Consider the following 12755-nt stretch of genomic DNA (forward strand, 5'->3'; position numbering starts at 1 on the left):
GGAAGGATCGGTGGAATGGCCAAGCTTCACTATTACTACGCGACGATGAACGCGGGAAAATCGACGCTGCTTCTGCAGGCGGCCTATAATTACCGCGAGCGGGGCATGCATGCCGTGATCCTGCTGGCGGAATTCGATGATCGGGCCGGCAAGGGCGTCGTCTCGTCCCGCATCGGGCTCAAGGCCGATGCCGTGACATTCGGGCCCGAGACCGATCTCTTCGAACTGGCCGGGCGGCTGAACGGCGAGAAGGCCATCGATTGCCTGTTTGTCGATGAGTCGCATTTCGCCACCGCCGGTCACGTGTGGCAGCTTGCGCGGATTGTGGACGAACTCGGCCTTCCGGTGATGGCCTACGGCCTCAGGTCCGATTTTCGCGGCGAGCTGTTCCCGGCCTCGCGGGAGTTGTTCGTTTTGGCAGACGAGATCCGCGAAGTGCGGACGATCTGCCATTGCGGCCGCAAGGCCACCATGGTGGTCCGGCTTGACGGAGAGGGCAATGTGGCGCTTGCCGGCCCGCAGATCGAAGTGGGGGGCAATGAGCGCTACGTTTCCTATTGCCGCAAGCACTGGAAGGAGAAGACGGGGTTGAGATAATCGCCGGGCGCGCAATGCCTCAGTCGATGATATTGAGGCGGATCGCCTTGGCCACGAGCTGCGCCCGGTTGACGCAATCCATCTTGCGAATGGCGTTGGCCAGATAGGCATTGACCGTATGGTCCGATAGCCCGAGGATGCCGCCGATCTCGTGCGATGTCTTGCCCTCTGCCGTCCAGCGGATCACCTCCGTTTCGCGCGCCGACAGGCTGCCCATGGGGTGGCCGGGGGGATCGCGCAGTTCGCCGTGGCGCCTGAGGGCGCGCCGGGCGATGCGGGTGAGGGCGAGTTCCTCCTTGCTGCCGAGCGGCTCGCGATTGCCGAAAAACAAGAGCGCCGTCTGCCGGCCCATGTCGGCAGCGAACGTGAACACGACCCCCATATTGATCCCCAGGGCTCGCATCCGCTGGGCAAAATCGGTCCGGCTCAGGTCATCGCATTTGAGGATATCGTCAAGAGACCATTGCAGCGGCGTGCCCGCGCGCCTGTGGGCGGGCACGAAGGTCACGGAGCGCAGGAGGCCGACATGATCGTGGGATTCGATGAAAGGACGAGGCAGCGTGGTGCAGTGCACGAGAGCAGGCGCGATTGCCGCCCGCGGTTTCGGCACATCCATCAGCGTGAAATGGATCAGGCCGAAATGCGATGCAATCGACGCGAGCAGTCTTGCAAGAATCTCGATCTCTGCGGCAAGGTCGATATCGCGCATAAATTGAACTATCTTGACTTCTTCCGGAGGCCGCATGCCCTCGCCTCGCTTGGTTTTGTTATTGTTTTCCATAGTGCAACAATGAGGATCGCCGCTTGCCGCGCATCTGCCGGCAAGCCCGGTTGTGGCCGGATCGCTCAACCGGACATGCAACCTTTTCTGGCAATATACATGTACCGTCGGTAATGTCGAGTTGCGCTAAAATAAAAGATGCTCTTTTTACGGGTAAGTTCCGCGCCAGATCGAGTGCTGCATTCGCCGCTCTGTCCGGGAGGGGCGTGGACGGCGCAAAGCCGTGCAAATCATGAACGGAGGGGCAGCCCGTCGCGAGACCGCGATTTCAGGCGCGCGCGCGTTTCAGTGGCGCCGGCACCTCCTGCCGGCGCGTCCAGGTCGGGGAAAAACGAATGCGCCATTCAACCGGCGCATCGGCCCGAAGACCGGAACCGGTCTTCGGAAAGCAGATTGGGAGTGCTCAACAAGCGGGAGCATGCCTCAGAACGGACGGCGTCCTGAAAGCGCGGTTCTAGCGCATCGGCCCGAAAATCGGAATCGATTTTCGGAAAGCACGATGCGTAGATAAAATAGGTTAGAGCGTTCTTTGTGCGTCCGAATGGACGCACGGCGCTCTAGCCCGCGTGGCGATGCTCTTCCTGCGCCAGGTCCGCTTCGACCACGGCAAGCGTCGCCATGTTGACGATGCCGCGCGAGGTGACCGATGGCGACAGGATGTGAGCGGGAAGCGCGCTGCCGAGCAGGATCGGCCCCACATGCAGGGCGTCGAGCATGCCCTGAACCACAGTCATGGTGATATGCGCGGCATCGAGCGAGGGGAAGACCAGGAGGTTGGCCTCGCCGGCGAGCGTGCTGTTGGGCATGACGCGCTTGCGCAGCGCATCGGAAATGGCGGTGTCGCCGTGCATCTCGCCGTCGACTTCCAGGTCCGGCATCCGTTCGCGGATGATTGCGAGCGCCTCGCGCATTCGCGCGGCGCTTTCCGAATCGCGTGACCCGAAGTTCGAATGGGAAACGAGCGCTGCCTTGGCAACCATGCCGAAACGCGAGACGGCGCGCGCCGACTGGATCGTGGTTTCGGCGATCTCCTCGGGCGTCGGGCAGTAGGTCACGTGGGTGTCGGCGAAGAAGGTCGCGCCGCGGTTGGAGATCAGCAGGCCCAGGCTGGAGAAATCGCGCACATTCTCGTGCTTGCCGATGATATTGCCGATATCGCGCAGATGCCGGTCGAAACGGCCTTCCACGCCGCACAGAAGCGCATCCGCATCGCCGCGCTTGACGGCGAGCGCGCCGATCACCGTGGTATTGGTGCGCACGATGGTGCGCGCGCGATCCGGCGTCACGCCCTTGCGAGCAACGAAGCCGAGATATTCCTCGACATATTCCCGAAACCGCGAATCGCTTTCCGGGTTGATGATGTCGTAATCCTCCTGCGGTCGCATCCTGAGGCCGTAGCGTTTCATGCGGGTCTCGAGCACGTTCGGTCGTCCGATCAGAATCGGCCTGGAAATGCCTTCCTCGATCAGCACCTGCGCTGCCCGCATCACCCGCTCGTCCTCGCCGTCGGAGAAGATCACCCGCTTCGGCTGGGCCGCCTTGGCGGCGGCGAAGACCGGCTTCATGACGAGGCCGGAGCGGAAGGCGAAGCGGTTCAGGTGATCGTAATAGGCCTCGTAGTCCTCGATCGGCCGTTCGGCGACGCCGCTTTCGGCCGCAGCCTTCGCCACGGCCGGCGCGATGCGCAGGATGAGGCGCGGATCGAAGGGGGAGGGGATCAGATAGTCGGGCCCGAAGATCAGCGGTTCGCCGGTGGAAGAGTGCGGCACTTCCCACACCTCTTCCTTGGCGAGCCCGGCAATCGCCCGGACGGCGGCCATCTTCATTTCCTCGTTGATGGTGCGCGCGCCGCAATCGAGCGCGCCGCGGAAGATGTAGGGGAAGCAGAGGACGTTGTTGACCTGGTTGGGAAAATCCGACCGGCCGGTGCAGATCATCGCGTCCTCGCGTTCGGCGCGCGCGAGATCCGGCATGATCTCCGGCACGGGATTGGCCAGTGCCATGATCATCGGCTTGTCGGCCATCTGCTTCAGAAGCGCCGGCTTCAGCGCGCCTGCGACCGACAGGCCGAGGAAGACGTCGGCGCCCTCGATGTGGTCGGCCAGTGCGTGGGCGTCGCTTTCCTGGGCATAAACCGCCTTCCACCGGTCCATATTGGTGGTGCGGCCCGGATAGACGAGGCCGTCGATATCGAAGACCCAGATGTTCTCCCGTTTTGCCCCGAGCGAGACGAGAAGGTTGAGGCAGGCGAGGGCCGCAGCGCCCGCGCCCGAGGCCACGATCTTGACGTTCTCGATCGACTTGCCGGCAAGCTCAAGCCCGTTCAGGATCGCGGCGGCGACGATGATGGCGGTGCCGTGCTGGTCGTCGTGAAAGACCGGGATCTGCATCTTCTCGCGCAGGATGCGCTCGACCTCGAAACATTCCGGCGCCTTGATGTCCTCGAGGTTGACGCCGCCGAAGGTCGGCTCGAGCGCTGAGATCGTCGAGACCATCTCATCGATGGTCGGCGCGTCGATCTCGATGTCGAAAACGTCGACGCCGGCGAATTTCTTGAACAGCACAGCCTTGCCTTCCATCACCGGCTTGGAGGCGAGCGGGCCGATATTGCCAAGTCCGAGGACGGCCGTGCCGTTGGAGATGACGGCGACGAGGTTGCTGCGCGAGGTATATTTCGCCGCATCCGACGGATTGTCGTGGATGGCGATGCAGGGCGCGCCGACGCCGGGAGAATAGGCAAGCGCCAGGTCGCGCTGGTTGCCGAGCGGCTTGATCGCCTGAATCTCGAGTTTGCCGGCCCGCGGATAGCGGTGGTAGAAAAGCGCCTGCTGCTGCAGGTCTTCTCCGGCGCCCTTGGTTTCTTTGGGTTCGCTCATCGTCCTGGTCTCCTTGTCCGGCGCCGGTGCCCGGTCTCCTCAATGCCGGGCGACTATATGGGCGGAAATGGCGAAACTCAATCCACCGCCGTCGCACGGCCCACGGTTTCGACTCCGGCCTCAAGCACTGCGGGCCAGCGCCTTCCGGCGACTGTCTGTTTACCAGGACAGATGTTTCACTCAGCGCCTTTTCAGGTATTCTGGCCAAGGACAGGGCGGCCTCACGAAGACGCCGATTGTTTCCAAAGACCGTATGGAGTCACAGATGAATAAAATGCTGCAGCCGATGGCGCCTTACTTCCTGGCCCTGCTCAGGGTCGTTGCGGGCCTGCTCTTTCTTGAACACGGCACCCAGAAAATACTGCATTTTCCCGTGTCCGACATGCATCCGCCGATGTTCTCGCTGCTCTGGTTCGGCGGCATCCTGGAGATCGTCGGCGGCGCCCTGATCATTGTCGGGCTCTACACGCGCATTTCGGCCTTCGTGCTTTCGGGCATGATGGCGGTTGCCTATTTCATGTTCCATGCGCCCAACAGTTTCTTCCCGGCGCTCAACGGCGGCGATGCGGCGATCCTGTTCTGCTTTGTCTTCCTGTATATGGTTTTTGCCGGTCCCGGGGCCTTCAGCCTCGACGGCAAGAGGAAACGCTGACCGTCTCGTCCTGCGGGCCGGCTTTATTGCGGCGCGATGATCGTCAACCGCCCCCTCTTGCGGGGCGGTCCGCCTTTCCAATGTCAGCGCGGGGTATCGCAACGGCCTGTCGCGCGTTATGGATTCAAGACACTGCGCCGGCCTCGCATGACAGGCCCGGTCGAAAGCCCTGAAGATGATCGGAGCGGCGGGATGAACACTGATCCTGAGAACGAAAACGATGCCCGCCTGCATGAGGCGCGGCTGCAGTTCCTGACCTGGGAACGCCGGCCGGAGGATATCGATGCCCCCGCCCACCGGGCGCGTTGCGCGGCGCTGGCACGGCGTGCGGGGGCGGTGATCGACGAAACGGCCTATGTTGCCGAAAAGGCCGCGGTTTTTACCGATAGGCTTTATCTCGGCGCGGAATCCTACATTGCCGGTTATGCCGTAGTGCGCGGCGATATCGCGATCGGCGCCGATTGCACGGTCAATGCCTATGCCTGCCTTGCCGGAAAGGTAAGCTGTGGCGATCATGTGCGTATCGCCTCGCATGCGCAGATCATGGGCTTCAACCACGGCTATGAGGATCCCGATATTCCGATCTCGCGCCAGCCGCATGAAAGCCGGGGCATCATCATCGAGGACGATGTCTGGATCGGCGCGAATGTGGTGGTGCTTGACGGGGTGCGCATCGGGCGCGGCGCGGTGATCGCCGCCGGCGCCACGGTCACCCGGGATATCCCGCCCTATATGATCGCCGGCGGCGTGCCGGCAAAGCCGATTCGCCGGCGCGGCGAGAAGCGCCCGAAAGCGGGCGGCGATGTCGATGGCGCGCTCCGGCGCATAAGCGACAGGATCGGAACGGAATGGCGCGCAATCCTGTCCGCAAACCTGCAGGACGGCGTCTACGTCTCGCGCGGGGCCGACGGCGCGGCGCGCCCGAGCATGCGCCACCTGTGTGATGCGATCGAGATCGCCGCCGGGCTTGATGAAAGGCCGGAGGGTCTGGATATCGATGCCGCGATTTCCAGTCTGAAAGCGGTGCAGGATCCCGTTACCGGCCTTTTTCCCGATCCCGGCCAGCCGCCGAAACCGGATCTTCCCTTACGCGAGGACGGGATTGCGCTCTATAACGTGCTCTCGGTCGGTTATGCGCTGGAAGTGCTCGGCAGCCGGCCGGACCACAGGATTTCCGCCGTCGAGCTTGATGCGCCGGACCTCTGCGCCTGGCTGGAAAACCTGCCCTGGCGGGGAAATGCCTGGGGTGCGGGCGCTGCCGTGGATGCGATCGGCACGGCGCTTTATTTCAACGCGCGCTATTTTTCGACCGGTCGGGCCCGCGAAACGCTGTTCGGCTGGCTCGCGCTCCATGTCGACCGGGCGACCGGGCTCTGGGGCGCGCCGACGGCGGCGGTAGGCCTGCTGCAGCCGGTGAACGGCTTCTACAGGCTGACGCGGGGAACCTACGCGCAATTCGGCCTGCCGGTTCCGCACCCCGAAGCCGCGATCAACTCCGTGCTCGCCAATTACCGCAATCATGACGGTTTTTCGGGTTCGTCCTATACCGCTTGCAATCTGCTCGACACGATCCACCCGCTTCTGTTGTGCCTTGCCCAGACGGATCATCGCCGCGCCGAGGCCGAGGCAGTCGCCCGCGCGATCATCGCCCGCGCGCCGGAGCGCTGGCAGGCGGGCGCGGGTTTTGCCTTTGCAGACGGGCAGGAGGCGGGCCTTCAGGGCACGGAGATGTGGCTCTCGGTCATTCATCTGGCGGCGAAGCTGCTGAAGAGCGAGCATGCGCTGTCCTATGTGCCGAAGGGCGTCCATCGCACGGCGGCCGTCGGCCTCGGGCTTTAGCGCGCCTATCGAACGGAAGGAGACGGCCATGACACGGCGAAAGGCGCTTGTGGTTTATGGCGGCATGGCGATGCATACGCCGAAAGAGGGCGCGGAGACGGTCCGCGATGTTCTTGAGGCCCATGACTTTACGGTCGATGTCACCGATGACTATGACGCGCTCGGCGCCGAGGATGTCGGGGCCAACGCCCTTGTCGTGCCGGTCATCACCGACGGCGCACTCGCACCGGACAAGATGGCGAAGCTGATCGCAGCCGTTCGGGCGGGGACCGGGCTTGCCGGCTATCACATGGGCCTTGCCACGAGCTTTCGCGCCAGCGTGCCGTTCCGCTATGCCGCAAGCTGCTACTGGGTCGCCCATCCCGGCGACATCATCACCTATCGGGTCGAAGTGGCCCGTCCCGACCATCCGATCATGGATGGCATCGAGAGCTTCGAGCATACATCCGAGCAGTATTACCTGAATTACGATCCGGCTGTGGAGGTGCTGGCGACCACCACCTTTTCCGGAGCGTATCATCCGTGGCGCAAGAATGTGGTTATGCCGGTGGTCTTCACCACGACGCATGGCAAGGGCAGGGTGTTTTATTCCTCGCTCGGCCACACGGCCGACGAGCTCGAAATCCCAAATGTGCGCGCCATATTGACCCGTGGACTGCTGTGGGCCGCCCGGGCGCTCTGACTTGCAGCGCCTTCGTCAAGGGAGGCCTCTCAAACAGGAAGGAAATACTGATGAAGCTTTATGTTTATGACCATTGCCCGTTTTGCGTGAGAGCCCGGATGCCCTTCGGGTTGAAGAATATCCCGTTCGAGCTTGCCTTCATGGCGAATGACGACGAGGAGACGCCGATCCGGATGATCGGCAAGAAAATGGCGCCGATCCTCGAGGACAAGGACGGCCATATGGGCGAAAGCCTTGATATCGTTCACAAGGTCGACGGTCTTTCGGGCGAGCGCCTGTTTGGCGGCACGCCGCGCCGGGAGATCAGCGACTGGCTGAAGACCTGGGGCGGCACCGTCAACGCGCTGGTGATCCCGCGCACGCCGGATCCTGTCTTTCCCGAGTTCCGGACCGCTTCGGCCCGGGCCTATTTCACAGAAAAGAAAGAAGCCACGTTCGGCGCATTCGACGGACTTCTGGCCGAAACTGAAACCCACAAGGCCGAAATCCAGAAGGGGCTTGGGGCTCTTGCCTCCTTCCTGCCGGACGCGGAAGCCGCGACGATCGATGACATCATGCTGTTTCCGACGCTGCGTTCGCTGTCGATCGTGCCGGATCTTACCCTGCCGGAGCCGGTCGAAGCCTACCGTACCCGTATGGCCGAACGTTCCGGCGTGCCGCTGGTGAGCGAACTGCGCAAGGCGGCCTGAGGCCGTCAGGCCATGTCCTTGCCGGTGACCTTGACGGTCGGGTCGATCCGGTTGCGCTTCGGCCGCATCAGCGGTTCGGGGCTGACGGGTTGGGTGTGGAGCATGTCGGAGCCGGCCATGATGCCCTCGACGGCCTGGATTTCCAGCCGCTTGGCGTCGCGGCGGCGGATGTCGTCGGTGATCGCGGTCGCCTCGTCCTCGCTGGTGCCGAGCGCGATCAGCGTTTCCTTGCCGAAGACGAGGCCGGATTCGAGCGTCTCGCGCAGTTCATACTCAACGCCGCGCTGGCGCAGCGCCAGCGTATGGCCCCGGTCGTAGGAGCGGGCATAGATGTGGGCGCGCGGGAAATTCTCCTGCACCACGTCGATCACCCGGTCGGTGATTTCGCGCTTCTGGGTGCAGACGGCAACAATCTTGGCCTTTTCGATGCCGGCGGCGACCAGCACCTCCTTGCGGGTGCCGTCGCCGAAATAGATGTGGAAGCCGAAGGCCGATGCCTGACGGATACGTTCGGCCGAATAGTCGATGATGGTGACGTCGCGTCCGCTTGCCAGCAGGATCTGCGCCGCGATCTGGCCGAAGCGGGAGAAACCGACCATCAGCACATCGGCGTCGGCGCCGTCGAAATCCTCCTCCAGCTCCTCGTGGCCCTCCTGCCGGGTCGTGATCCGTTCGGCCAGGCGCACGCAAAGCGGCGTCGCGACCATGGAAAGCGTCACCACCGCAATCAGCACCGAGGCGGTGGCGTTGGACAGGACGCCCGCCGCCGCCGCCGTCGAGAACATGACGAAGCCGAATTCGCCGCCCTGGGGCAGAAGCGCGGCAATGCGGATCGCCTCGTCGTGGCCCGAGCCCGAAACGCGACAGAGCCCGTAGATCACCGCGGCCTTGACGGCAAGGAGCACCGGCACGGCGATGACGATGAGCAGGAGGTTGTCATAGACCACCTGGAGCTCGAGAGAGAGCCCGACGGCGATGAAGAAGATCGACAGAAACACGCCCCGGAATGGCTCGATATCGGCCTCCAGCTCATGGCGATAGGATGATTCGGCGAGCATCACCCCGGCGAGGAAGGCGCCCATCGCCATGGAGAGCCCCACCATCTGCATGGCCATGGCCGAGCCGATGACGAGGAACAACGCCGCTACGATCATCACCTCGCGCGCGCCGGTGGCGGCGATGATCTGGAACACGGGCGTCAGCACATAGCGGCCGGCGGCCACCATCAGCGCGACCACGAGAAGCGCAAGGGCGGCACTCGTCAGCATGTCGGCGGTTGTCGCCTCCTCCACGCCGCCGCCGAGGATGCTGACAAGCGCCAGAAGCGGCACGATGGCGATATCCTGGAACAGCAGCATGGAGAAGGAGCGCTGGCCGTAGCGGGTGTTGACGTCGCCATTGTCGTCGAGGATCTGCATGGCAAAGGCCGTGGATGACAGGGCAAGGCCGGAGCCGGCGATCACGGCGGCGCTCCAGTTGCCGACGCCGCCGAGATAGGCGAGCGGGACCAAAATGGCGCCGGTGACCGCGACCTGGGCAAGACCGAGGCCGAAAATGTCCTTGCGCATGGTCCACAGCCGCGCCGGCTTCAGCTCCAGCCCGATCATGAACAGCAGGAAGACGATGCCGAGTTCGGCGACGTGGAGAACCTCCTCGCCATTCGAGATGCGCTGCAGAACCGGGCCGATGATGACGCCGCCGGCAAGGTAGCCGAGAACCGTGCCGAGCCCCAGCCGCTTGAAGATCGGCGCCGCAATCGCGGCCGCCCCCAGCATCCAGACGGTTTCGGTGAAGAGGCTCTGCGACGTCGCCATATGCTGGTCCCTGAGTGCAAAGAAAAAGAACGGTCGGGGCGCACGATACTTGATGCGATGGGAAGTGAACAATAAATGGAAGCCCAAGGAAAGGCCAATGCCCATGTCATCGAAACTATCCCACAAAGAGTCCGGTCAACTGATCGACCGCGCGGCGCGGATTCTCGCGCTTGCGAAACAGAAAGGCGCCGACGCCGCCGACGTGGTCGTCTCCGAAGGGGCTTCCAACAGCATATCGGTGCGCGAGGGCAAGCGCGAGAACGCGCAGGCCTCCGAAAACCGAGGCTTTTCGCTGCGCGTTTTTTCCGGCGCGAAGGTCGCAAGCGTCTCGACCAATACCGATGACGATGTCGAGACCCTTGTGGACAGGGCGCTGGCCATGGCCCGGGTTTCGCCGGAAGACCCTTTCGCAAGCCTCGCCGATCCCGACCTGCTGGCGCGTGATGTGCCGGATCTCGATCTTTACGATCCGGCGGACGTTTTGACCGAAACGCTTGCGGCGCGCGCGCTTGCTGCAGAAGAGGCAGCGCTTTCGGTCGACGGCGTCACAAGAAGCTCGGGCGCCGGCGCGGCGCGCGGCGCGGTTTCATTCGCGCTGGTGACCTCGCACGGCTTTGCCGGCGGCTATCGCCGCTCCTATTCATCCACGTCGGTCTCGGTCGCCGCCGGCGAGGGCGCGAGCATGCAGCGCGACCATGACAGCGACGCTCGCTCCCACGACGGCGATCTGCGCCCGGCAGAGGAGATCGGCCGGCAAGCCGGGGAGCGCGCGGTCGCACGCCTTTCCCCGCGCCAGCTTGAAACGCGGAAGGGTGCGGCCGTGCTGTTCGAGGCGAGGCAGGCGCGCAGCCTTCTCGGCCACCTGGCCGGCGCGATCTCAGGCTCTGCCGTTGCCCGCAAGACCAGTTTCCTGCGCGATCGTCTTGGCAAGCAGGTCCTGAAGGCCGGCGTGAATGTGATCGATGATCCGTCGATCCGGCGCGGCGCGGGCTCGCAGCCCTTCGATGGCGAGGGCGTGGAAAGCCGCAGGCTGGCGATGGTCGAGGACGGCGTGCTGCAGCAGTGGTTCCTCTCCACCGCGCTCGGTCGCGAACTCGGGTTTGAGACCAACGGACGCGGCACGCGCGCGGGCAATTCGCTTTCCGCGTCGCCGACAAACCTTTCCCTCGAGCCCGGCGACAAGAGCCCGGAAGAGCTGATGCGGGAGATCGGGACCGGGCTTTACGTGACCGAACTCATCGGCCAGGGCGTCAACATGGTGACCGGCGAATATTCGCGCGGCGCCAGCGGCTTCTGGATCGAGAACGGCGAGATCGCCTACCCGGTCTCGCAGGTCACCATTGCCGGCAATCTGAAGGACATGTTCCTGTCCATGACGCCGGCAAATGACCTTGACCGCCTCTACTCGATTGCCGCGCCCAGCATTCTTGTCGAGGGGCTTACGCTTGCCGGGCGCTAGATGCGCTCTCGCAAAAGCGCCGGAAGGCTCTATATCTTGCTCTCGTTCCCAATCGGCCGTTGAGGCCGAGCGACCGGGTCGCCCCCGGAAAGGCAGATGCGTTTGACTGATCATGATACCGCCGCCGAGGACTGGTCGTCCGATCTCGCGCTGATTGAAGAAGCGGCACGGGAGGCGGGTGCCGTCGCGCTGTCGCATTTCGGCCAGGACCCGGAAGTGTGGTGGAAGAATGGCGGCCAGTCGCCGGTCAGCGCCGCCGACTATGCCGCCAACGCATGCCTCGAGACGATCCTGACCCGGGCGCGGCCGGACTATGGCTGGCTTTCGGAGGAAAGCCGGGACGACCTCCGCCGGCTTGAGACCGAGCGTGCCTTCGTCGTCGATCCGATCGACGGCACGCGCGGGTTTCTGGGCGGGCAGACGAACTGGGTGGTCAGCGTCGCCGTGGTCAGCCGCAAGCGGCCGGTGGCCGGCGTTCTCGTGGCGCCTGCGCTCGGCGATGTCTACACAGCGATGGAAGGCGGACCGGCGCTGCTGAACGGCGCGGCGATCCGGGCTTCCGAAAGCCGGGGCGGGCCGGACGACGACGAACTCGCGCTTTGCCTGCCCGCGAGCCTCGCAGACCGCTTCCAGCCGCGCTTTCGGGAAAGGTTGCGGCGGGCGGCCTATATCCCTTCTCTCGCCTACCGGCTTGCGCTCGTGGCCGAGGGCCGGCTTGACGGCACGCTGGTCAAGCCGAACTCCCACGACTGGGACCTGGCCGCGGCCGACATCATCCTTTCGCGCGCCGGAGCGACGCTTCTCGATGACAGGGGCAAAGCGCTTTTCTATAACCGTCCGGGCGTGCGTCACGGTACGCTCTTTGCCGGCAACCGGGCGCTAGTCGACACGCTGTTGCGGCAATTCGGCCCGCCCGGACAATCTTGACAAGAGCAATCAAACCTTCGACACACTGGCCGGAGGAATTGAGGCAAACGAACAAGTGAGGCTCAACATGGCTGATACGGTTGAAAACAAGCAGTTGCTGCATCTCGTCTTCGGCGGCGAACTGGAAAACCTGAAAAGCATGAAATTCACCGATCTCGACGCGCTCGACATCGTGGGCATCTATCCGAATTACGCGAGCGCCCATGCGGCCTGGAAATCAAAGGCCCAGCAGACGGTCGACAACGCCCATATGCGTTATTTCATTGTTCATCTGCACCGCCTTCTCGATCCCGAAAGCTGATCCTCGCGAGCGGTTTCCTTTTTTTCGCCGCACGGACATGTTTTAGAAGTTCTGCAGATTAGCGCATTCTATGTAAGTAGATTTCTGCGTTACTTTGCGTTTTTTGTTGAACGCAGCGGCAAAACGACATTTTTCGAA

At 63.6% G+C, this 12755-nt stretch carries 11 protein-coding genes; 8 read left to right on the forward strand and 3 right to left on the reverse strand.

Annotated features, from left to right (window positions below; all coding sequences use genetic code 11):
* The first annotated feature begins 15 nt into the window (after positions 1-15).
* On the forward strand, positions 16-597 hold the full coding sequence (locus AZF01_RS03970) for a thymidine kinase (protein ID WP_024708425.1): 582 nt from the start codon (positions 16-18) through the stop codon (positions 595-597).
* Between the two features lie 19 nt (positions 598-616).
* Here AZF01_RS03970 and AZF01_RS24425 read toward each other — a convergent pair whose 3' ends face one another.
* Positions 617-1306 carry a LuxR family transcriptional regulator gene (locus AZF01_RS24425; RefSeq protein WP_036237251.1) on the reverse strand — a complete coding sequence of 230 codons (690 nt, stop codon included), beginning with the start codon at positions 1304-1306 and terminating at the stop codon, positions 617-619.
* A gap of 629 nt (positions 1307-1935) precedes the next feature.
* Positions 1936-4254 (reverse strand): NADP-dependent malic enzyme, encoded by a 2319-nt coding sequence (locus AZF01_RS03980; RefSeq protein ID WP_024708427.1) that lies wholly within the window; start codon positions 4252-4254, stop codon positions 1936-1938.
* 265 nt (positions 4255-4519) lie between these two features.
* Here AZF01_RS03980 and AZF01_RS03985 point away from each other — a divergent pair, with 265 nt between their 5' ends.
* The 4 genes from AZF01_RS03985 to grxB all read left to right on the forward strand — a co-directional run bounded on the left by AZF01_RS03985 (position 4520) and on the right by grxB (position 8116).
* Positions 4520-4906 carry a DoxX family protein gene (locus AZF01_RS03985; RefSeq protein ID WP_036237249.1) on the forward strand — a complete coding sequence of 129 codons (387 nt, stop codon included), beginning with the start codon at positions 4520-4522 and terminating at the stop codon, positions 4904-4906.
* Positions 4907-5098: 192 nt separating this feature from the next.
* Positions 5099-6745, forward strand: coding sequence for a DapH/DapD/GlmU-related protein (locus AZF01_RS03990; protein ID WP_061449866.1), 1647 nt, complete (start codon positions 5099-5101; stop codon positions 6743-6745).
* A 28-nt stretch (positions 6746-6773) separates the two neighbouring features.
* Positions 6774-7427, forward strand: a complete 654-nt coding sequence (locus AZF01_RS03995) for a ThuA domain-containing protein (protein WP_024706542.1) — start codon at positions 6774-6776, stop codon at positions 7425-7427.
* A gap of 50 nt (positions 7428-7477) precedes the next feature.
* Positions 7478-8116 (forward strand): glutaredoxin 2, encoded by a 639-nt coding sequence (gene grxB / locus AZF01_RS04000; RefSeq protein WP_024706543.1) that lies wholly within the window; start codon positions 7478-7480, stop codon positions 8114-8116.
* 5 nt (positions 8117-8121) lie between these two features.
* On the opposite strand, the gene AZF01_RS04005 is transcribed toward grxB, so the two are convergent.
* Complete coding sequence (locus AZF01_RS04005; RefSeq protein WP_024706544.1) at positions 8122-9930, reverse strand: monovalent cation:proton antiporter-2 (CPA2) family protein; 1809 nt, start codon at positions 9928-9930, stop codon at positions 8122-8124.
* A gap of 103 nt (positions 9931-10033) precedes the next feature.
* Here AZF01_RS04005 and AZF01_RS04010 point away from each other — a divergent pair, with 103 nt between their 5' ends.
* The 3 genes from AZF01_RS04010 (at position 10034) to AZF01_RS04020 (ending at position 12617) form a co-directional block, all read left to right on the forward strand.
* Positions 10034-11389, forward strand: a complete 1356-nt coding sequence (locus tag AZF01_RS04010; protein WP_024706545.1) for a TldD/PmbA family protein — start codon at positions 10034-10036, stop codon at positions 11387-11389.
* Positions 11390-11485: 96 nt separating this feature from the next.
* Entirely contained in the window at positions 11486-12316 is an 831-nt protein-coding gene (locus AZF01_RS04015; RefSeq protein ID WP_036235894.1) for a 3'(2'),5'-bisphosphate nucleotidase CysQ, read from the forward strand.
* 67 nt (positions 12317-12383) lie between these two features.
* On the forward strand, positions 12384-12617 hold the full coding sequence (locus AZF01_RS04020; RefSeq protein ID WP_024706547.1) for a DUF4170 domain-containing protein: 234 nt from the start codon (positions 12384-12386) through the stop codon (positions 12615-12617).
* Positions 12618-12755: the final 138 nt, after the last annotated feature.

This window comes from Martelella sp. AD-3, assembly GCF_001578105.1.
Lineage (GTDB): Bacteria > Pseudomonadota > Alphaproteobacteria > Rhizobiales > Rhizobiaceae > Martelella.